This is a genomic window from Streptomyces sp. NPDC002057, from assembly GCF_040296665.1.
Lineage (GTDB): Bacteria > Actinomycetota > Actinomycetes > Streptomycetales > Streptomycetaceae > Streptomyces.
This window is the reverse complement of record NZ_JBEOXR010000065.1, coordinates 22,739-43,459: the sequence shown is the minus strand read 5'-3', so window position 1 is coordinate 43,459 and position 20,721 is coordinate 22,739. Positions and strand designations below refer to the sequence as shown.

20 protein-coding genes are annotated in these 20,721 nt (G+C 72.3%); 4 read left to right on the top strand and 16 right to left on the bottom strand.

Annotated features, from left to right (window positions below; genetic code table 11):
• Window positions 1–120: 120 nt before the first annotated feature.
• The 7 genes from truB to rimP all read right to left on the bottom strand — a co-directional run bounded on the left by truB (window position 121) and on the right by rimP (window position 7,026).
• Window positions 121–1,020, bottom strand: coding sequence for a tRNA pseudouridine(55) synthase TruB (gene truB, locus ABT129_RS33795; RefSeq protein WP_351909299.1), 900 nt, complete (start codon window positions 1,018–1,020; stop codon window positions 121–123).
• Entirely contained in the window at window positions 1,017–1,457 is a 441-nt protein-coding gene (rbfA, locus tag ABT129_RS33790) for a 30S ribosome-binding factor RbfA (RefSeq protein WP_351909297.1), read from the bottom strand. The genes truB and rbfA overlap by 4 nt, the downstream gene beginning before the upstream one ends.
• Window positions 1,458–1,486: 29 nt before the next feature.
• The gene (locus ABT129_RS33785) at window positions 1,487–1,780 is read right to left on the bottom strand and encodes a DUF503 domain-containing protein (protein WP_351909295.1); all 294 of its coding nucleotides are present in this window, start codon (window positions 1,778–1,780) and stop codon (window positions 1,487–1,489) included.
• Between the two features lie 148 nt (window positions 1,781–1,928).
• On the bottom strand, window positions 1,929–5,015 hold the full coding sequence (infB, locus tag ABT129_RS33780; protein WP_351909293.1) for a translation initiation factor IF-2: 3,087 nt from the start codon (window positions 5,013–5,015) through the stop codon (window positions 1,929–1,931).
• A gap of 150 nt (window positions 5,016–5,165) precedes the next feature.
• Window positions 5,166–5,447 carry a YlxR family protein gene (locus ABT129_RS33775; RefSeq protein WP_351909291.1) on the bottom strand — a complete coding sequence of 94 codons (282 nt, stop codon included), beginning with the start codon at window positions 5,445–5,447 and terminating at the stop codon, window positions 5,166–5,168.
• Window positions 5,448–5,521: 74 nt separating this feature from the next.
• Window positions 5,522–6,517 carry a transcription termination factor NusA gene (nusA, locus tag ABT129_RS33770; protein WP_351909289.1) on the bottom strand — a complete coding sequence of 332 codons (996 nt, stop codon included), beginning with the start codon at window positions 6,515–6,517 and terminating at the stop codon, window positions 5,522–5,524.
• A 2-nt stretch (window positions 6,518–6,519) separates the two neighbouring features.
• Window positions 6,520–7,026 carry a ribosome maturation factor RimP gene (rimP, locus tag ABT129_RS33765; RefSeq protein WP_351909287.1) on the bottom strand — a complete coding sequence of 169 codons (507 nt, stop codon included), beginning with the start codon at window positions 7,024–7,026 and terminating at the stop codon, window positions 6,520–6,522.
• Window positions 7,027–7,194: 168 nt separating this feature from the next.
• On the opposite strand from rimP, the gene ABT129_RS33760 reads away from it, so the two are divergent.
• The 4 genes from ABT129_RS33760 to ABT129_RS33745 are packed head-to-tail and all read left to right on the top strand — an operon-like array spanning window position 7,195 to window position 10,052.
• A complete protein-coding gene (locus ABT129_RS33760) occupies window positions 7,195–7,755 on the top strand; it encodes a hypothetical protein (protein WP_351909285.1) in 561 nt (186 codons plus the stop codon).
• Window positions 7,752–8,186: a DUF4439 domain-containing protein gene (locus tag ABT129_RS33755; protein ID WP_351909283.1), complete on the top strand. Its 435-nt coding sequence runs from the start codon at window positions 7,752–7,754 to the stop codon at window positions 8,184–8,186. Before ABT129_RS33760 ends, ABT129_RS33755 begins: the two co-directional genes overlap by 4 nt.
• A gap of 14 nt (window positions 8,187–8,200) precedes the next feature.
• The gene (locus tag ABT129_RS33750; RefSeq protein WP_351909281.1) at window positions 8,201–9,100 is read left to right on the top strand and encodes an aminoglycoside phosphotransferase family protein; all 900 of its coding nucleotides are present in this window, start codon (window positions 8,201–8,203) and stop codon (window positions 9,098–9,100) included.
• 46 nt (window positions 9,101–9,146) lie between these two features.
• On the top strand, window positions 9,147–10,052 hold the full coding sequence (locus tag ABT129_RS33745) for a slipin family protein (protein WP_351909279.1): 906 nt from the start codon (window positions 9,147–9,149) through the stop codon (window positions 10,050–10,052).
• 66 nt (window positions 10,053–10,118) lie between these two features.
• Here the strand turns inward: ABT129_RS33745 and ABT129_RS33740 are convergent, their stop codons facing one another.
• From ABT129_RS33740 to ABT129_RS33700, 9 genes are all read right to left on the bottom strand, one after another.
• On the bottom strand, window positions 10,119–11,819 hold the full coding sequence (locus ABT129_RS33740; RefSeq protein WP_351909277.1) for a proline--tRNA ligase: 1,701 nt from the start codon (window positions 11,817–11,819) through the stop codon (window positions 10,119–10,121).
• Window positions 11,820–11,888: 69 nt separating this feature from the next.
• On the bottom strand, window positions 11,889–12,434 hold the full coding sequence (locus tag ABT129_RS33735; RefSeq protein WP_351909275.1) for a GNAT family N-acetyltransferase: 546 nt from the start codon (window positions 12,432–12,434) through the stop codon (window positions 11,889–11,891).
• A gap of 28 nt (window positions 12,435–12,462) precedes the next feature.
• Window positions 12,463–13,308 (bottom strand): GNAT family N-acetyltransferase, encoded by an 846-nt coding sequence (locus ABT129_RS33730; protein WP_351909273.1) that lies wholly within the window; start codon window positions 13,306–13,308, stop codon window positions 12,463–12,465.
• Between the two features lie 440 nt (window positions 13,309–13,748).
• Window positions 13,749–14,906 (bottom strand): flavodoxin-dependent (E)-4-hydroxy-3-methylbut-2-enyl-diphosphate synthase, encoded by a 1,158-nt coding sequence (ispG, locus tag ABT129_RS33725; protein WP_351909271.1) that lies wholly within the window; start codon window positions 14,904–14,906, stop codon window positions 13,749–13,751.
• Window positions 14,907–15,009: 103 nt separating this feature from the next.
• Window positions 15,010–16,317: a M50 family metallopeptidase gene (locus ABT129_RS33720; protein WP_351909269.1), complete on the bottom strand. Its 1,308-nt coding sequence runs from the start codon at window positions 16,315–16,317 to the stop codon at window positions 15,010–15,012.
• Window positions 16,314–17,564: a 1-deoxy-D-xylulose-5-phosphate reductoisomerase gene (gene dxr, locus ABT129_RS33715; protein WP_351909267.1), complete on the bottom strand. Its 1,251-nt coding sequence runs from the start codon at window positions 17,562–17,564 to the stop codon at window positions 16,314–16,316. Before dxr ends, ABT129_RS33720 begins: the two co-directional genes overlap by 4 nt.
• 34 nt (window positions 17,565–17,598) lie before the next feature.
• The gene (aroA, locus tag ABT129_RS33710; RefSeq protein WP_351909265.1) at window positions 17,599–18,834 is read right to left on the bottom strand and encodes a 3-phosphoshikimate 1-carboxyvinyltransferase; all 1,236 of its coding nucleotides are present in this window, start codon (window positions 18,832–18,834) and stop codon (window positions 17,599–17,601) included.
• A gap of 191 nt (window positions 18,835–19,025) precedes the next feature.
• Window positions 19,026–19,925 carry a Vgb family protein gene (locus ABT129_RS33705; protein ID WP_351909263.1) on the bottom strand — a complete coding sequence of 300 codons (900 nt, stop codon included), beginning with the start codon at window positions 19,923–19,925 and terminating at the stop codon, window positions 19,026–19,028.
• A gap of 65 nt (window positions 19,926–19,990) precedes the next feature.
• A complete protein-coding gene (locus tag ABT129_RS33700) occupies window positions 19,991–20,626 on the bottom strand; it encodes a PE-PGRS family protein (RefSeq protein ID WP_351909261.1) in 636 nt (211 codons plus the stop codon).
• Window positions 20,627–20,721: the final 95 nt, after the last annotated feature.

Genomic DNA, 20,721 nt, shown 5'->3' with positions numbered 1-20,721 from the left:
GGCGTAGCGCCCGGTCACCGGGATGGTGACGGTGTTCTGTCCGGTGCCGGGGCTGAAGGCGTAGTCGGCCCCGGCCGAGTCCGTCGGTCCGGTCGGCCGGGGCCGGCCGGACCGGAGGTCTCAGCCGAAGACGGCCAGGCTCTTGGCCTTCCCCCGCTGGTCCTCGACCAGCGCGAGCAGCGTGCCCTCCGGTCCGTAGACCGCGACCGGGCCCGCCGGATAGTCCGGCATCTCCAGGCGGACGCCGTTGAGGAGCAGCTTGGCCCGCTTCTCGTCGACGTCCCACCGGGGGAACGCCGCCGCGGCCGCGTCGGCGACCGGCATGACCGTGAGCTCCTCCTGGAGCTGGTCGAGCGTCTTCGCGGAGTCCAGCTTGTACGGGCCGACCCGGGTACGGCGCAGCGCGGTCAGGTGACCGCCCACGCCGAGCCCGGCGCCGAGGTCCCGGGCGAGCGCCCGGATGTACGTGCCGGAGGAGCAGACCACCGAGACGACCAGGTCGACGACGGGGGTGCCGTCCTCGGCGGTCGCCTCACGGACGTCGTACACCTGGAACGAGGAGACGGTGACCGGACGGGCCGGGATCTCGAACTCCTCGCCGCCGCGCACGCGCGCGTACGACCGCTTGCCGTCGATCTTGATCGCGGAGACCTTCGACGGCACCTGCATGATGGCGCCGGTCAGCTCGGCGACGCCCGCGTCGATGCCCTCGCGGGTCACCTCGGAGGCGTCCACGGAGGCAGTGATCTCGCCCTCGGCGTCGTCGGTGACCGTGGTCTGGCCCAGGCGGATGGTGCCCAGGTACTCCTTCTCGGTCAGCGCGAGGTGACCGAGGAGCTTGGTCGCCCGCTCCACGCCGAGGACGAGGACGCCGGTGGCCATGGGGTCGAGCGTGCCGGCGTGGCCGACCCGGCGGGTCCTGGCGATTCCGCGCATCTTGGCCACGACGTCGTGCGAGGTGAAGCCCGACGGCTTGTCGACGATGACAAGGCCGTCGGGCGTGGTTGCTGCGTTGCTCATTCGGCGGCTTCGTCCTCGCCCGGCTTCTTGTAGGGGTCGGCCTCGCCCGCGAAGGCGGCGCCCGAGGACGCCTCCCGCACCTGGGCGTCGGAGGCCCGCGCCTTGTCGAGGAGGTCCTCGATCGTCTTGGCGTTCTCCGGGAGGGCGTCGGCCACGAAGGCCAGCGTCGGGGTGAACTTGGTCCCGGCCGCGCGGCCCACGGCCGAACGGAGGATGCCCTTGGCGCTCTCCAGGCCGGCGGCGGCGCTCGCCCGGTCCTCGTCGTCCCCGTAGACCGTGTAGAAGACCGTGGCCTCCCGCAGGTCGCCGGTGACACGGGTGTCCGTGATGGTCACGTGGGTGCCCAGGCGGGGGTCTTTGATGCCGCGCTGCAGCTTCTCGGCGACCACCTCCCGGATGAGGTCTGCCAGCTTCTTCGCCCGCGCGTTGTCGGCCACTGGTCCTTCTCCTTCTTTGCCTTGCTCAATCAGTCTTCATCAGTGTGGAGCCTGCGGCGCACCGACAGCAGCTCCACCTCGGGGCGGGCGGCGACGAGCCGCTCGCACCGGTCCAGTACGTCGCTGAGGTGTCCCGGGTCCCCCGACACCATCGCGACGCCGATCTCGACCCGCCGATGGAGGTTCTGGCCGCTGACCTCCGCCACGCTCACCGCGAATTTCCGCTGGAGCTCGGCGAGGATCGGCTTGACGACGGAGCGTTTCTCCTTCAACGAACGTACGTCGCCGAGGAGCAGATCGAAGGACAGTGTCCCCACATACATGTATGTCCGGATGTCCCGCCGGTTCGGGTTCGGTGCTCCCGCCGACCACTCGGCGGGGACACCGGAAACGCTACACGCAACGGCCGGGGCCGATCGACGGAATACTTTCCGCCGACCGGCCCCGGCTCACTGCTGCGATCGGACGCGATCAGGCGCGCGGCTTCTCGCGCATCTCGTACGTCGCGATGACGTCGTCGATCTTGATGTCGTTGAAGTTTCCGAGGTTGATACCGCCCTCGAAGCCTTCGCGGATCTCGGTGACGTCGTCCTTGAAGCGGCGCAGACCGTGGATCGTGAGGTCCTCGGCGATGACCTTGCCGTCGCGGACGAGGCGCGCCTTGGTGTTGCGCTTGACCTCGCCGGAGCGGATGAGGACACCGGCGATGTTGCCCAGCTTGGACGAGCGGAAGACCTCGCGGATCTCCGCCGTGCCGAGCTCGACCTCTTCGTACTCGGGCTTGAGGAGACCCTTCAGGGCCGCCTCGATCTCCTCGATGGCCTGGTAGATCACCGAGTAGTACCGGACGTCGACGCCCTCGCGCTCCGCCATCTGCGCGGCACGGCCGGCCGCACGGACGTTGTAGCCGATGACGATGGCGTCGGAGCCCATGGCCAGGTCGATGTCCGACTCGGTGACCGCACCCACACCGCGGTGCAGGACGCGGATGTCGACCTCTTCGCCGACGTCGAGCTGGAGCAGCGAGGCTTCGAGGGCCTCGACCGCACCGGACGCGTCGCCCTTGATGATGAGGTTGAGTTCCTGGACGAGACCGGCCTTGAGCACCTTGTCGAGGTCCTCGAGGGACACCCGGCGGACGCGCTTGGCGAAGGCGGCGTTGCGCTCACGCGCAGCGCGCTTCTCGGCGATCTGACGCGCCGTACGGTCCTCGTCGACCACCAGGAGGTTGTCGCCGGCACCCGGCACGTTGGTGAGACCGAGCACGAGGACGGGAGTCGACGGGGTCGCCTCCTCGACGTTGTTGCCCTTGTCGTCGAGCATCGCCCGGACACGGCCGTACGCGTCGCCGACCACCACGGTGTCGCCGATGCGCAGCGTTCCGCGCTGGACCAGGACGGTCGAGACGGCACCGCGACCGCGGTCGAGGTGGGACTCGATCGCAATACCCTGCGCGTCCTGGTTCGGGTTGGCCCGCAGGTCGAGCGAGGCGTCCGCGGTGAGGACCACGGCCTCGAGCAGGGAGTCGATGTGCAGACCCTGCTTGGCGGAGATGTCGACGAACATCGTGTCGCCGCCGTACTCCTCGGCCACCAGACCGAACTCGGTCAGCTGACCACGGACCTTGGTCGGGTCCGCGCCCTCGACGTCGATCTTGTTGACCGCGACGACGATCGGGACGCCGGCGGCCTTGGCGTGGTTGAGCGCCTCGATCGTCTGCGGCATGACGCCGTCGTTGGCCGCGACCACGAGGATCGCGATGTCGGTCGACTTCGCACCACGGGCACGCATGGCGGTGAACGCCTCGTGACCCGGGGTGTCGATGAAGGTGATGCGACGCTCTTCGCCGTTGACCTCGGTGCCGACCTGGTAGGCACCGATGTGCTGGGTGATGCCACCGGCCTCGCCCGCGACGACGTTCGTCTTGCGGATCGCGTCGAGCAGTCGGGTCTTACCGTGGTCGACGTGACCCATGACGGTGACGACCGGCGGACGGGAGACCAGAGCCTCTTCGCCGCCCTCGTCCTCGCCGAACTCGATGTCGAAGGACTCGAGAAGCTCGCGGTCCTCCTCCTCCGGCGAGACGATCTGAACGGTGTAGTTCATCTCCTCGCCGAGCATGGTCAGCGTGTCGTCGGAGACGGACTGCGTCGCCGTGACCATCTCACCGAGGTTCATCATCACCGCGACGAGCGACGCCGGGTTGGCGCCGATCTTCTCGGCGAAGTCGGTGAGGGACGCACCGCGCGACAGGCGAATGACCTCGCCGCCACCGCGGGGAAGCATCACGCCGCCCACGGACGGGGCCTGCATGGCCTCGTACTCCTGGCGCCTCTGACGCTTCGACTTGCGACCACGACGCGCGGGACCGCCGGGGCGACCGAAGGCGCCCTGCGTGCCACCACGTCCACCCGGACCGCCGGGACGGCCACCGAAGCCACCGGGACGACCGCCGAAGCCGCCGCCACCGCCGCCGGGACCACCCGGACGACCGCCGCCGCCACCACCGGGACCACCGGGACGACCGGCGAAGCCGCCGCCGCCACCGCCGGGACCGGCCGGACGACCGGCGAAGCCGGGACGACCGCCGCCGCCACCACCGGGACCGGCCGGACGGCCGCCGGGGCCACCGGGGCCACGACCGCCAGGACCGGGACGCGGGCCGGCAGCGGGACGCTGCGGCATCATGCCCGGGTTCGGACGGTTACCGCCGGGCGCGCCGCCCGGACGGGGAGCCTGCGGACGAGGCATGCCACCGGGGGTGGGACGAGCGCCGCCACCCTGACCCTGCGGACGCGGGGCGCCGCCGGGGCCACCCTGCGGACGCGGGGCGCCCGGAGCGGCACCGGGGCCGCCGGGACGGGGAGCGCCGCCACCCGGACGGGGCGTCTGCGGACGCGCCATCCCGGTGGAGCCACCCGAGGTGAAGGGGTTGTTCCCCGGACGGGGACCGGCCGGACGGGCACCGCCCGGACGGGGGGCCTGCTGACCGCCGGGGCGCGAGGCACCCTGACCCTGCGGGCGGGGAGCCTGCTGGGCCGGACGGGCGGCCGGGCGGGGGCCCGGGGTCGCGCCGGCGGGACGCTGCTGGGCGGCCGGGGCCGCCGGAGGCGCGGTGAACTCCGGAGTCGTCGGAGCCGGGGAGGCCGGCGCCGGCTTCGGCGCGGCCGGGGGCTTCGGACCCGGGGTGGGACGGCCGGCGGGGGCCGGCGTCGAGGGCTTCTCCGCGGCCGCGGGCTTGGGCGCCGGGGTGGGCGCGCCAGGCTTCGGGGCGGAGGGACGTACAGCCTGCGCCGCGGACGGCGCGGGGGTCGCCGCGGCCGGCTTCGGCGCGGCGGGGGAGGGCGCTGCCTTACGGGGCGCGCCGGGCTTCGCAGCGGTCTTGCCGGCGTTGCCGCCGGGACCCTGCAAAGCGTCAGTCAACTTGCGCACGACCGGCGCCTCGATCGTCGAGGACGCCGAACGGACGAATTCACCGAGTTCTTGGAGCTTGGCCATGACGACCTTGCTCTCTACGCCGAACTCCTTGGCGAGTTCGTATACCCGGACCTTAGCCACTTTGCTCCTTTGTGAGGTCCGGTTACCGCCGGACCGTCGCTACTTCATGGGCGTACTCATCGCGTACTCATCGAGTGCTCATCGCAATCTCGACCTACTTCCAACTCGCGAGGTACCTGACCGCACGGTGTATCCGTGCCGTTCTCTTCTTCACTGCGGTGTCGGCCGCTCGACGTGGTGACGGAGTTCCGCGGTGTCGAGCGGGCCCTGGACCTTGAAGGCCCTCGGGAACGCTCGGCGGCGGACCGCCAGGTCGAGACAGGCCACGGCGGGGTGCAGGTACGCACCCCGGCCGGGCAGCGTACCGCGATGATCAGGAACGCACTCGTCCTTGGTCACCACGATCCGCAGCAGATCGCTCTTGGCCGCTCGCTCCCGGCACCCCACACAGGTTCGCTCAGGGCACGCGCGGGCATGCGTCCGGCCAGACACGATTAAGTCTACCTCCCCGTACCGACCTCACCTGTTCGGGGCAAGAATCGAACACTCGTTGGCCAAAAACGGTCTCAGTCCTCCGGACCGCTCGGCTCCGTGTCGGGCCGGATGTCGATCCGCCAGCCGGTCAGACGCGCGGCGAGGCGGGCGTTCTGGCCCTCCTTGCCGATCGCCAGCGACAGCTGGTAGTCCGGCACGGTGACCCGCGCGGACCGGGCCGCCATGTCCACGACCTCGACCCGGGAGACCCGGGCCGGGGAGAGCGCGTTCGCCACCATCTCGGCCGGGTCGTCCGACCAGTCGACGATGTCGATCTTCTCGCCGAGCAGCTCCGCCATCACGTTGCGGACACGGCTGCCCATCGGGCCGATGCAGGCGCCCTTGGGGTTCAGGCCCGAACGGGTGGAACGGACCGCGATCTTGGTGCGGTGACCGGCCTCACGGGCGATGGCCGCGATCTCGACCGAACCGTCCGCGATCTCCGGCACCTCGAGGGCGAAGAGCTTCTTCACCAGATTGGGGTGGGTGCGCGAAAGGGTGACGGACGGACCGCGGACACCCTTCGCCACCCGGACGACGTACGTGCGCAGCCGCAGACCGTGCGTGTAGTCCTCGCCCGGCACCTGCTCCTGCACCGGGAGGATGGCCTCCAGCTTGTCGTCCAGACGGACCAGGACGTTCTTCGGGTCCTTGCCCTGCTGCACCACACCGGCGACGACATCGCCCTCACGGCGCGCGTACTCGCCGAAGGTCACGTCGTTCTCGGCGTCCCGCAGACGCTGCTGGATCACCTGGCGGGCGGTGCTCGCCGCGATCCGGCCGAAGTCCGACGGGGTGTCGTCGAAGTCCTTGGGCTCCTGGCCCTCCTCCAGCTCGGAGGGGTCCTCCTTCGCCCACACGGTCACGTGACCGGTGAGCCGGTCCAGCTCCACGCGCGCGTGGCGGCGGGCGTCCGGGGTGCGGTGGTACGCGATGAGGAGGGCCGACTCGATCGCCTCGACCAGCAGGTCGAAGGAGATCTCCTTCTCATGCGCCAAGCCCTTGAGCAGCTTCACGTCGATGTCCACGGCTACGCCTCCTCTTCCTTCTTGTCCTTGCGGTTGAACTCGATCTCGACACGCGCCTTGACGACATCGGCGAACTCGACCCGGCGGGCGGTGGGCTTGCGCCCCTTCACGCCCGGCACCTCGAGGTCGAGGCCGCTCTCGTCCACGGCGAGGATCCGCGCGACCAGTTCTTCGTCGGCACCGTCGACGGACAGCTGGAGCTTGACCAGCCGGCCGGTGGCCCGCACGTAGTGGCGGTGCTGCGTCAGGGGGCGGTCCGCGCCGGGGGAGCTGACTTCGAGGACGTACTCGCCCTCACCCATCGCCTCGGTCTCGTCGAGCTTCTCGGAGATCGCGCGGCTCAGCTCGGCACACGCGTCCAGCTCCACGCCCTCGTCCGAGTCGACGACGATCCTCAGCAATCCGCGGCGGCCGGCCCGGGACACCTCGATCTCTTCCAGATCCAGGTCCTTCGCGTGGACCAGCGGCTCCACGAGTCCGCGCAGCCTGTCGCTCTGGGTGGTGCTCATCCGGGTGACTCCTCGGCCGCGTGTGCTGTTGTGGGTTCGTCGCGTGTCAGACCAAAGGGTATCCGGTCCCGGAGGGTGTTGCCGTCCACCGCCCCGGGGCCCGCGGGTACGCTCGCCTGCGGTGATCCCGACGATCTTCGACGACGTACCACGGCTGAGGGAGAGAGCGTGACGACGACGGGCAGGCGCGCACTCCTGACGGCCGGGGTCTCGGCCGCCGCCGCGGCGGCGCTGACGGGCTGCACCACCTCCGAGCAGGCCGGTCCCCGGAGGCCGAGCGCCGCCGAGCGCGAGGCCGAACGGGCGGCGCGCGCCGAGGCCGCGCTGCGACTGCGCTCCGTGACCGCCTCCCGGTCCCTGCTGGAACGTTACGACGCGACGCTCGCCGCCCATCCCGCGCTGGCCGGGCGGCTGGTCCCGCTGCGACGCTCGGTGGCCGCGCACACGGAGGCCCTGGGCGAGGGCGGTACGACCGTGCGGCCCGCGTCGGCCTCCCCGGCCGCTCCCCCGGCGTCGGCCCCTCCGAAGAGGCCCGTCCCCTCCCCCGTACCCGTCGCGGCCGACGCCGGGGCGGCCCTGAAGGAGCTCGCCGAGGCCGCGCGCACGGCTTCCGACGCGCACGCCGCCACCCTGCTCACCGCCCCGCCCGAGTACGCCCGGCTGCTCGCCTCCGTGGCCGCCGCCGGCGCCGCGCACGCCTACCTGCTGACCGAAGGAGCACGGGCATGAGCGCCCTCGACGCCACCCAGGCCGCGCTGGCCGCCGAACACGCGGCGGTCTACGGGTACGGGGTGGTCGGCGGCCGGATCGGCGCGGAACGGCGCGCGGAGGCCACCGCCGCCTACCAGGCCCACCGGGCCCGCCGGGACGCGCTGCGCAGGGCCGTCCGCGACCTCGGCGGCACGCCGGTGGCGGCGGAGGCCGCGTACGAGCTGCCGTTCCGGGTGACCGACCCGGCCGGGGCCGTCCGGCTCGCGGCCGTCCTGGAGGACCGCGTGGCCGGGGTCTACTCGGACCTCGTCCGGGCCTCGGAGGGCCCCCGACGGCGCGAGGCGGCCGCCGCGCTCAGGGAGGCGGCGGTACGAGCCGTCCGCTGGCACGGCGGCGACGTAACCTTTCCTGGGCTCGCCGAACGGGTCCCCGCCCCGCCCCGACCTTAAGGAACAACGTACGCATGGGTTTCGAACCGCCGCAGCGACTGATCAGGACGCTCGGTGAGACGTTCGGGGACGCCACGGCGGCCGAGTGGCTCGGAGAGCTGCCCGGCCTCGCCGATCAGGCCCTCGGCCACGCGTCCCTGGAGACCGAGCGGGTCATGGCCCCCGGCGGCCGGAGCAGCCTCGTCGTCCTCGTCAGACGCTCCGACTCCACCCCCGCCGCCCTCAAGATCGCGCCCCCGTTCGCCCGGCCCGACCTGGAGCGGGACGCGCTCGCGCACTGGAACGGCTGGGGCGCGGTACAGCTCCTGGACGGGGCCGGGGAGGGCGCGCTCGTCCTCGAACGACTGCACCCCGAGGTCTCCCTGCGCTCTCTGCCGGAGGCGAAGGCGCTCCTGGAGGCGGCCGGGACCGTGCGCAAGCTGTGGGTCGAGCCCCCGGCCGCGCACGGCTTCGAGACGGTGGCCGAGCGGACCGCCCGGCAGGCCGCGGCGATGGTCCCCCACCGTTCCGGGGCCGCGACCGCGGAGCTGACGACGGCGGCGCTCGCGGCCCGCGAGGAGCTGGTGGCGGGCGACGCGGAGACGCTGCTGCTGCACGGCAACTTCCGGCAGGGCAAGGTCCTCGCCGGCGACCGGGCGCCCTGGCTGGCCGTCGGCCCCGAGCCGCTGGTCGGCGAGCGGGCCTACGACCTCGCCCGGCTCGTACGGGACCGGGTCGAGGACCTCGTCGCCGCCTCCTCCGGGGCCTCGGCGGCCCGGCGTCGGGTCAACAGACTGGCCGACTCGCTGGACGTGGACCGGGAGCGGCTGCGCGGCTGGACCCTGTTCCGCGCGGTCGAGTCGGGGACCCGGGCGCTCACGGCGGGCCGGCGGCAGGATGCCGAGCTGCTTCTGGAGTTCGCGAGCTGGCTGTAGGGGAATACCCTTTCTGTACCGTTCGGCTCGATTCCAGGGGGCCGTGATGATCGAAGAACTGCTGGTCGCGCTGGCCGGCGCGGCGGCGGCCACCGCCGTGTACGCGGGTGCGGCGGCGCGCGTCGTGAAGCAGTACGAGCGCGGGGTCGTCTTCCGTTTCGGCCGGCTGCGCGACGACGTCCGCTCGCCCGGCTTCACGATGATCGTTCCGGTGGTGGACCGCCTCCACAAGGTGAACATGCAGATCGTCACGATGCCCGTGCCCGCGCAGGAGGGCATCACCCGGGACAACGTCACCGTCCGGGTCGACGCGGTCGTGTACTTCAAGGTCGTCGACGCGGCGGACGCGCTGGTGCGGGTCGAGGACTACAAGTTCGCGGTCTCGCAGATGGCCCAGACCTCGCTGCGGTCGATCATCGGCAAGAGCGACCTCGACGACCTGCTCTCCAACCGCGAGAAGCTCAACCAGGGTCTGGAGCTGATGCTCGACAGCCCGGCGATGGGCTGGGGCGTCGCGATCGACCGGGTCGAGATCAAGGACGTGTCCCTGCCGGAGACGATGAAGCGTTCCATGGCCCGGCAGGCGGAGGCGGACCGGGAGCGGCGCGCGCGGGTCATCAACGCGGACGCGGAACTGCAGGCGTCGAAGAAGCTGGCGGAGGCGGCGGGGGTGATGTCGGCCCAGCCGGCGGCGCTGCAGCTGCGTCTGCTGCAGACGGTGATGGCGGTGTCCGCCGAGAAGAACTCGACGCTGGTCCTGCCGATCCCGGTGGAACTGCTCCGGTTCCTGGAACGGGCGGCACCCGCGCCCGGGCAGGCGGAGACGGAGCCGGGGTCGCCGCCGGCCCCTCTGGGCGAGGCGTACCTCAGGAGCCGGGCGGCGGCGGTGGACGCGATCGACGACCTGACGGGCTCGTCGGTGGAACCGACGCTCCGGGAGGACGGCGTCTGACGCTCCGGCGGGGAGCGCGGAGGGGCGGGGCCTCGGGCCCCGCCCCTCACGTCACGCGGTGTGCTGTCAGGAGGTCAGCGCGGCGAGGGCCTCCTCGACCGTCACTTCCTCGCGCTCGCCGGTGCGGCGGTCCTTCAGCTCGACGATGCCCTCGGCCGAGCGGCGGCCCGCCACCAGGATCTTCGGGACGCCCATGAGCTCCGCGTCGGTGAACTTGACGCCCGGGGAGACGCCCGCGCGGTCGTCGACCAGGACGCGGAGGCCGGCGGCGGCCAGCTTGCCGGAGACCTCCAGGGCCAGCTCGGTCTGGAGGGCCTTTCCGGCGGCGACGACGTGGACGTCGGCCGGGGCGACCTCGGCCGGCCAGCACAGGCCCTTGTCGTCGGCGGTCTGCTCGGCGAGCGCGGCGACGGCGCGCGAGACGCCGATGCCGTACGAGCCCATGGTCACGCGGACGGGCTTGCCGTTCTGGCCGAGGACGTCGAGCTTGAGGGCGTCGGCGTACTTGCGGCCCAGCTGGAAGATGTGGCCGATCTCGATGGCGCGGTCCAGCTTCAGGCCGGTGCCGCACTTGGGGCACGGGTCGCCCTCCTGCACGACGACCACGTCGACGTACTCGGAGACCTCGAAGTCACGGCCCGCGACGACGTTCCTCACGTGCGTCGCGTCCTTGTTGGCGCCCGTGATCCACGCCGTGCCCGGCGCGACGCGCGGGTCGGCGATGTAGGTCACCTTCTCCAGGCCCTGCGGACCGACGTAGCCGCGGACGAGGTCGTCGCGCTCGGCGAAGTCGGTCTCGGTGACCATCTCGACGGTCGCGGGGGCGAAGTGCTCCTCGACCTTGCCCAGGTCGACCTCGCGGTCGCCGGGCACGCCCACGGCGACGATCTCGCCGTCGACCTTCACGAGGAGGTTCTTGAGCGTGGCGGAGGCCGGGACGCCGAGCGAGGCGGCGAGGGTCTCGATGGTCGGGGTGTCGGGGGTGGGGATCTCCTCGGCGGCCGGGACGGCGGAGCCGTCGACCGGCGCGAGCTCGTAGGAGACGGCCTCGGTGTTGGCGGCGAAGTCGCAGTTCGGGCAGTCGGCGAAGGTGTCCTCGCCGGCCTCGGCCGGGGCGAGGAACTCCTCGGACTTCGAGCCGCCCATCGCGCCGGCGGTGGCGGCCACGATGCGGTAGTCGAGGCCGAGGCGCTCGTAGACCCGCTGGTAGGCCTGGCGGTGCAGGGCGTAGGACTGGGCGAGGCCCTCGTCCTCCGTGTCGAAGGAGTACGAGTCCTTCATCAGGAACTCGCGGCCGCGCAGGATGCCGGCCCGGGGGCGGGCCTCGTCGCGGAACTTGTTCTGGATCTGGTACAGGATGACCGGCAGGTCCTTGTAGGACGAGCACTGGTCCTTGACCAGGAGGGTGAAGATCTCCTCGTGGGTCGGGCCGAGGAGGTAGTCGCCGCCCTTGCGGTCCTGGAGGCGGAAGAGCTCGGCGCCGTACTCGTCCCAGCGGCCGGTCGCCTCGTACGGCTCGCGGGGCAGCAGGGCGGGGAGGGAGACCTCCTGCGCGCCGATGGCGTCCATCTCCTCGCGGACGACGCGCTCGACGTTGGCGAGGACCTTCTTGCCGAGGGGCAGCCAGCTCCAGATGCCGGCGGCGGTGCGGCGGACGTAGCCGGCGCGGACGAGGAGCTTGTGGCTGAGGACCTCGGCGTCCGCCGGGTCGTCGCGCAGCGTCTTCGCCATCAACTGGGACATGCGCTGGACCGGTGCGTTGGCCATGGTTCTCGTACTCCTACGGGACTGACGGTGATGGGCCGAGGTTAGCCGGGCGGGCCCGCGTCGGAGAAATCAGTTCCGGCGCAGCAGCGGCAGGGACGCGCCCATCACGGCGTACGGACGGGAGGCGCTCGGGAAGTGCACCTGGCGGGCGAGGTCCTGGTAGCCGAGGGAACGGTAGAGGCCGCGGGCCGGGCTGTCGGTGTCGATCGCGGAGAGGATCGAGCGCGGTTCGGCGGCCCCGTCGGTGATCGTGGTGATCAGCTCGCGTCCCACGCCGCGCCCCTGGTGGGAGGGGTGGACGTGGAGTTCGGTGATGACGAAGGAGTCGTGGAGCCAGTCGGCGGTGCCGGTGGAGCGGAGGTACGCCTCGACGACGGTGGACCACCAGTGGGTGCGGTCGTTGGGCATGCCGTACACGAAGCCGACGAGCGCCCCGTCGGGGGTGGTGGCCCCGTAGGCGCGGGCTCCGGGGCTCAGCAGGTGGCGCAGCACGATGTGGCGGCGTACGGCGATCTCGTCCTCGTCCAGACCGAAGGCGACCGCCTGCACGGCGAGCGCCTCGTCCACCCGGGCGGCGAGATTGACCGGTCCGATCTCGACCTCTGCGTCATCCATGCGGCGCACCCTACAAGTGGCCGGGGCCTCAGAACAGCACGCTCATGAAGGCGCCGGTCTCCTCGAAGCCGACGCGGCGGTACGAGGCCCTCGCCGGGGTGTTGTAGTCGTTCACGTACAGGCTGACCACGGGTGCGACGTCGGCCAGGGCGTACTGGAGGACGGCGGCCATGCCCGTCTCGGAGAGGCCCTTGCCGCGGTGCTCGGGGGCGACCCAGACGCCCTGGATCTGGCAGGCCAGCCGGGTGGCGGCGCCGATCTCGGCCTTGAAGACGACCTTGCCGTCCTCGATGCGGGCGAAGGAGCGGCCGGCGCCGACGAGTTCGGCGACCCGGGCCTGGTAGAGCAGGCCGCCGTCGTTGGCGAGCGGGGAGACGCCGACCTCCTCGGTGAACATGGCCACGCAGGCGGGCATGATCACGTCCATCTCGTCCTTGCGGACGCGGCGGACGAGCGGGTCGGGCGCGACCGTGGTGGAGGGCGTCTCGGCGACCATCAGCGGCTGACGGGCGCGGACGTCCCGCGCGGGGCCCCAGCTGGGCTCCAGGAGCCGCCACAGCTCGGTGGTGGGTTCGGCGGGGCCGACGATCGAGGAGCAGCGGCGGCCGACCCGGCGGGCCCGGTCGGCGAAGGCGCGGACGGCCTCGGGGGTCGCGCAGAGCGGCACCAGGTTGGCGCCGGAGTAGCAGAGGGAGCGCAGGCGGCCCTCGCTGTACCAGCCCCACATCTCGCCGCCGAGGCGCCAGGGGTCGAGTCCGGCGACCTGGACGCGGGCGGTCACGAAGGCGTTCTCGACGGGGGCGCTCTCCAGGACGGCGAGTGCGGCGCCGAGGTCGGCGGGTTCGAGGACCCGGGTGGCGGGTTGTGTCAACACGAGGGGGCCTCACCGTACGGTTCTGCTGGTGTTGGCACTCTACCCGGAGGGCTGTGGCCCCCGCCTTTGACAGCGGAAAGCCCCGCTGCCCGAGGGGCGGCGGGGCTGTCCGAGCCCTGAAAAAGGGTGCGCGGCGGGGGCTGGTGCGGCGAGTGAGCCGAAGGGGCGCGCCGGGGGAACGGTCCCGAGCGCGCGGAGCCTCCTGAGGAACGAAGGAGGCGAGCACGATCGGGACCGTGAGCCCGGCTCCGGCGCCCCGGAGGCGAACCGAGCCCCCGAAGAAGGGTGCGCGGCGAGTGAGCCGAAGGGGCGCGCCGGGGGAACGACCCCGAGCGCGCGGAGGCCCGTGAGGAACGAGCGGGTCGAGCACGGTCGGGGTCGTTCCCCCGGCTCCAGCGCCCCGGAGGCGAACCGAGCCCTGAAAAAAGGGGTGTCGTGGTTCAGCCGGCGACGGCGACCGACGGCTCGCCGCTGGCGACGCCGTCCTTCTCCATCTGCTCGGCGATCTTCAGCGCCTCTTCGATGAGGGTCTCGACGATCTTCGACTCGGGGACGGTCTTGATGACCTCGCCCTTGACGAAGATCTGGCCCTTGCCGTTGCCGGAGGCGACGCCGAGGTCGGCCTCGCGGGCCTCGCCGGGGCCGTTGACGACGCAGCCCATGACGGCCACGCGCAGCGGGACGGTCATGCCGTCGAGGCCGGCGGTGACCTCCTCCGCGAGCTTGTAGACGTCGACCTGGGCGCGGCCGCAGGACGGGCAGGAGACGATCTCCAGGCGGCGCTGGCGCAGGTTCAGCGATTCCAGGATCTGGATGCCGACCTTGATCTCCTCGGCCGGCGGCGCCGAGAGGGAGACGCGGATGGTGTCGCCGATGCCCTGGGAGAGCAGCGCGCCGAAGGCGACGGCCGACTTGATGGTGCCCTGGAAGGCCGGGCCCGCCTCGGTGACGCCGAGGTGCAGCGGGTAGTCGGACTGGGCGGCGAGCTGACGGTAGGCCTCGACCATGATGACCGGGTCGTTGTGCTTGACCGAGATCTTGATGTCGCGGAAGCCGTGCTCCTCGAAGAGGGACGCCTCCCAGAGGGCGGACTCGACGAGCGCCTCGGGGGTGGCCTTGCCGTACTTCTTGAGGAGCCGCGCGTCGAGCGAGCCCGCGTTGACACCGATGCGGATCGGGGTGCGGGTCTCGTTGGCCGCCTTGGCGATCTCCTTGACCTTGTCGTCGAACTGCTTGATGTTGCCCGGGTTGACGCGGACGGCCGCGCAGCCCGCGTCGATCGCCGCGAACACGTACTTCGGCTGGAAGTGGATGTCGGCGATCACGGGGATCTGCGACTTCCGCGCGATGACCGCGAGCGCGTCGGCGTCGTCCTGGGTCGGGCAGGCCACGCGCACGATCTGGCAGCCGGAGGCGGTCAGCTCGGCGATCTGCTGGAGCGTGGCGCCGATGTCGGACGTGCGGGTGGTCGTCATCGACTGCACGGAGACGGGTGCGTCACCGCCGACGGCCACGGTGCCGACCTGGATCTGGCGGCTCTTGCGCCGCTCGGCGAGCCGGGTGGGAACGGTCGGGATACCGAGAGAAATCGCGGTCATCTTCTGTGCAACCTCAAGGTTGTGCGTCGGCGGGCTCAGGTCTCCGAGGTTACCGCCCTGGGGGCGGGGGGCCGGACACCATGGGTCCCGGCCCCCCTGGGGGCTACGTCAGCTTCACCGGGTTGACGATGTCGGCGGCGAGGACGAGCAGCGTGAAACAGACGAAGACGCCGGCCACCACGTACGCGGCGGGCATCAGTTTGGCCACGTCGAACGGGCCGGGGTCGGGGCGCCGGAAGATCCGGGCCGTGTGGCGGCGGACGGACTCCCAGAGGGCGCCCGCGATGTGACCGCCGTCGAGCGGCAGCAGCGGGAGCATGTTGAACAGGAACAGCGAGACGTTGAACATCACCAGGATGTTCATGAAATACACGAGGATCCGCTCGGGCGGGGCCTCGACGGTCATGAGCTCACCGGTGATCCGGGCGGCGCCGAGGACACCGACCGGGGAGTCGTCGGCGCGCTCGCCGTCGCCGAAGGTGGCGTCCCAGAGGCCGGGGATCTTGCCCGGGAGGGCGACGACCGAGTGGACGCCGGTCTCCAGGAGGTCGCCCATGCGGTCGGTGGTCTCGACGAAGGTGAGGGGCGCGACCTCGGTCTTGGAGGCGAAGCCGAGGTAGCCGGCGTCGATGTAGGACACCGGCTGGACGACCTTGCCGTCCTCGTCCTTCCTGGGCACCTTGTTGGAGACGAGGGTGGGGTACAGGTCGACGCGCTGCCCGGCCCGCTCGACGGTGATCGTCGCGGGGCCGATGGTGTCGCGGATGCGGTCGGAGAGGGTGTCCCAGTCGCCCACCGGCGCGCCGTTGAAGGCGACGATCCTGTCGCCGTCCCGCAGGCCCGCCTTGAACGCCGGGGAGACCGGGTCGCTCGTGGCGCACTTCTCGCGCTTCTCGCTCTGCTTGATGACGCACTTCTGGACGCCGGCGACCTGGGTCGTCTGGCCCTCGATGCCCAGCGTCATCATCGAGCCGAAGAACAGCGCGGCCGCCAGGACGAGGTTCATGAACGGTCCGGCGAACATCACGATCACGCGCTTCCACGGCTTGCGCGTGTAGAAGAGCCGGGTCTCGTCGCCGGGCTTCAGCTCCTCGTACGAGGCCTCGCGGGCGTCCTCGATCATCGAGCGCCAGGGTGAGGTGGAGCGGGCCTCGATGCGGCCGTCGTCGCCCGGCGGGAACATGCCGATCATGCGGATGTAGCCGCCGGCCGGGATGGCCTTGATGCCGTACTCGGTCTCGCCCCGCTTCTTCGACCAGATGGTGGGGCCGAAGCCGACCATGTACTGCGGCACGCGGATGCCGAAGAGCTTGGCCGTGGAGAGGTGGCCGAGCTCGTGCCAGGCGATGGAGACCAGGAGGCCGAGGGCGAAGAGCACGATGCCCAGGGCGTACAGGAGCATTTCGTTCATGCGCGGGCCTCCGCTGTTGCCTTCGCTGCGAGCTCTCGGGCCCGGGCGCGCGCCCAGGTCTCCGCTTCGAGGACGTCCGGGACCGTGAGCGAGGTTCCCCCGCCGGGCGTTCCGTGCTCGGTGACGACGGCGGTGACCGTGTCCATGATGCCGTTGAAGGGCAGTCGCCCGGCGAGGAACGCCTCGACGCACTCCTCGTTCGCCGCGTTGAAGACGGCGGGGGCGGTGCCGCCCAGCTCGCCGACGTGCCGGGCGAGGCCGACCGACGGGAACGCCTCGGTGTCCAGGGGGAAGAACTCCCAGGTGGAGGCCTTGCTCCAGTCGAAGGCGGGGGCCGCGTCCGGGACGCGCGCGGGCCAGCCGAGGCCGATCGCGATCGGGCCGCCCATGTCGGGCGGGGTGGCCTGGGCGAGCGTGGAGCCGTCCGTGAACTCCACCATCGAGTGGACGTACGACTGGGGGTGGACGACGACCTCGATGCGCTCGAACGGGATGTCGTAGAGCAGGTGGGCCTCGATGACCTCCAGGCCCTTGTTGACCAGGGTCGCGCTGTTCACCGTGATCACCGGGCCCATCGCCCAGGTCGGGTGGGCGAGCGCGTCCTCGCGGGTGACGTCGGCCAGCTGCTCCCGCGTACGGCCGCGGAAGGGGCCGCCGGAGGCGGTGACGACCAGCTTGCGGACGTCGGCGCGGGTGCCCGCGGCGAGCGCCTGGAAGAGGGCCGCGTGCTCGGAGTCGACCGGGATGATCTGGCCGGGCTTCGCGAGCGCCTTCACCAGGGGGCCGCCGACGATCAGCGACTCCTTGTTGGCGAGGGCGAGGGTGCGGCCGGCTTCGAGGGCGGCCAGGGTCGGCGCGAGGCCGATGGAGCCGGTGATCCCGTTGAGCACGGTGTGGCACGGCGAGGCGGCGAGCTGGGTGGCGGCGTCGGGGCCCGCCAGGAGCTCGGGCAGCGGCTCGGAGCCGTACAGCGCCGTCAGCGCGTCACGCAGCTCCGGCAGTGCCTCCTCGCGGGCCACGGCGACCGCGGCGACCTTGAGCCGGTGCGCCTGCTCGGCGAGCAGTCCGATCCGGCCGCCGGAGGCGGCCAGGGCGGTCACCCGGAAGCGGTCGGGGTTGCGCAGCACCAGGTCGATGGCCTGGGTGCCGATGGACCCGGTCGAGCCGAGGACGACGATGTCCCGGCGTCCTTCGGAGACGTCGAAGGCGATATGGGGATCGGCGAGAGGAGAGGGGCGGTCGCTCATGCCCCCCATTCTTGCCGCAAACGCCGCGCGGTCTTCACGGGGTGTGGACAAACGTGTCGAAGACCCGGTGGAAGTCGGGGAACGTCTTCCTCACACAGCCGGGGTCGTCGAAGGTGACACCGGGGGTGCGCAGGGCCGTGACCGCGAAGGACATGACGATCCGGTGGTCGCCGTGGGTGGCGATCTCGACGGGCCCGGTGGGCGTCCCGGGGTGGATCTCGATCCAGTCCGGCCCGGTGCGGACGGTGATGCCGAGGCGGCGCAGGTTCTCGGCGCACGCGTCGAGGCGGTCGCACTCCTTGACCCGGGTGTTGGCGACGTCCTCGATGCGGACCGGCCCGTCGGCGAACGGCGCGATCGCGGCGAGGGTCGGCATGGTGTCCGAGATGTCCCGCATGTTGACGGTCAGTCCGCGCAGGGTGCCGGTGGAGCGGACCGTCGTGCCCGCCTCCGTGATCTCGACGTCCGCGCCCATCCGGCGCAGCACCTCGACGAAGCCGAGGTCTCCCTGGAGGGCGCCGGTGCCGAGGCCGGGGACGGTGACGGAGCGGCCGGGTTCGAGGGCGGCGGCGGCGAAGAAGTAGCTGGCGGTGGAGGCGTCGGGCTCGATGCCGTACGTCCGCGCCCGGTAGCCGGTGGGGGCGACCCGGTAGGTGCGCCCCTCCTGGCGGATCTCGGCGCCGAAGCTCCGCATCATGGCCAGGGTGATCTCGACGTACGGCTCCGAGACCAGGTCGGTGACGGTGATGTCGAGGCCCTCGGCGGTGAGCGGGCCCAGCATGAGCAGCGCCGTCAGGTACTGCGAGGACTGCCCGGCGTCCAGGGTGAGCGCGCCGCCCTTCACGCCGTGGGCGTGGACGGCGAGCGGATGGTGGCCCTCCTTCCCGCCGTGCCGCAGGTCGACGCCGAGGGTGCGCAGGGCCTCCGTCAGCGGGGCGAGCGGCCGCCTCCGCATCTGGGCCGAGGCGTCGAAGCGGTACGTGCCGTGGCCGGCGGCGGCGAGGGTCGGCAGGAAGCGCGCGGTGGTGGCGCCGTCGCGGCAGTACACCTCGGCGGTGTCGGCGCCGGGGCCTGCGGGGCGGCCCTCGATGTGCCAGGCGTCGGGCTCGCGGCGGACCGTGTAGCCGAGGGCGGTGAGGCCCTCGGCGAAGCCCTCGGTGTCGTCGGAGGCGAGGGGCCTGAGGAGGGTCGTCGTGCCCTCGGCCGCGGCTGCGAGGAAGAGCGCGCGGGCGGTGACGGACTTGGAGCCGGGGATGTCGATGACGGTCACGGGTCCATGGTGCCGGGCTTTCCCGTCCGGGCGGCCGGCGTCCCGCATGGCGGGACGCCCCGTCCGCGCCGGACGGCTCCGGCACGGTCCGCGCACCCGTCCGTCCCGGGCCTCGGCGCGCCTCACCCCGGGTGCGTCGCGGCGACCGCGACTCCTCACCACCCGGGGCCGGCCGGTCCGCGTGGCGCCCCTCACCCCGGGTGCGGTACGACCGTCACCCCGGACAGGAACCGGAAGTCGCCGCCCGAGGAGAGCACGTGCTGCTCTCCGGTCGTGGGGTCGACGCGGAAGAGGGTGCCCGCGCCGCTCAGGGCCTCGTTGTCGAGGACGAGCAGGCTGCCGTCGGCCTCGACCGCGACCGCGCGCGGCCCGGCGAAGGCGCCGCCGGAGGCCACGGTGGTCTGGGCCCCGGTGGCCGGGTCCACCCTGATCACTCCCCCGGAGCCGCCGAACGCGTTGGTGTCGGCGACCAGGATGCCGCCGTGGCCGTCGACCGCCACCCCGACGGGGCTGCGCAGTTCGCCGCCCGAGGTCACCGTCGTACGCGATCCGGCGACCGGGTCGATCCGGACCACCCGGGAGGTGAGGTCCTCGCCGCCCAGCAGGCCCTGTTCGACGACGAGGATCGAGCCGTCCGGGACCGTGCAGAGCTTCACGGGCCGCACGGGAGGCTCGCCCCCTCCCTCTCCCGGGGACAGGACGGTCTGTTCGCCCGTGTCGGGATCGACCCGGAGCACCGCGCCGAACCCTCCGGAGAAGAGGTCGGCGATCAGGATGCGCCCGTCGGCCTCGACGGCCAGACCGCCCGGCGAGGCGAACCTCCCGTCGGACGTCACCTCGGCCTGCTGCCCGGTGTGGGCGCGCAGCCGGAGCAGGACGCCGGTCCCGGGGAACATCCGGTCCTTGCTGACCAGGACGCCGCCGTCGGCCTCCAGAGCGATCCCGGTCGCCCCCTGGAGGTCGCCGGCCACGGCGAGCGTCCGCTGTTCACCGGTCTCCGGGTCGACGCGGAACACGGCGCCGGCGCAGCCGAAGGCCCGGGCGTCGCTGAGCAGGATCGTTCCGGCTGGGAGGTGGTCCTCGGCGGCCACGGCAGCTCCTCGTCAGTGGGTACGGGCCCGTCGCAGCGGGTCCGGCGGGCAGGGAACGGGATGTGTCAGGAGGGGCGGCCCTCGACCGGGTCGCCCAGCAGGACCTCGGCCCAGCGGGCCGGAGCTCCGTCCTGGGCCTCCACGCACAGGTAGAGGCGGCAGGTCACGGCGTCGTCGCTCAGGACGGCGAGCTGGCCCAGCCGTCCCGCCTCCGGCAGCCGCGCGGTGGTGTCCGGCGGATAGGGCAGCAGCGGCGCCAGCTCGATCTGGGCGCCCCTGACGGAGGTGAAGAGACCGGCCACCTCCGTGTCGGACTGGGCACGGAGGCCGACGTCGCTCCTGCCGAGCGCCATGACCCCGGGTCCGTCCGCGCTCTCCCCGACGACACCCGCGCCGGTCGCCTTCGACACTCCGTGGACGCCTTCGCTGTAGAGGGTCTCGCCCCGCACACCGGTCTCGCCCCGGCCGCGCACACCGCACCGGGACCCTCTGCCGGTCACGCCGATCTCGCCGAAGCCGGCCACTCCCGGGGAGTGCGTGGACGCGTCCCCGACGCCGAGCACGCCCGCGCGTGTCTCCAGCTCCTTCGCCACGTCCCGAGGGGCCGGCCGGGCGTACCCGGCGACGCCGGTCACCCCCAGTCCGACCACGCCGCTGCTGTCCCCGGAGGCCGTTCCGGCCGCCGCGTCGGTCTCCGCCATCGTGGGTCCCTCTCCTGGTGTCCCGGTTCCCGCGGGACTGCCCCGCCCACGCTAGGAGCGGCCCCGGACCGTGACCACCGGGGCTGCTCCAAGCA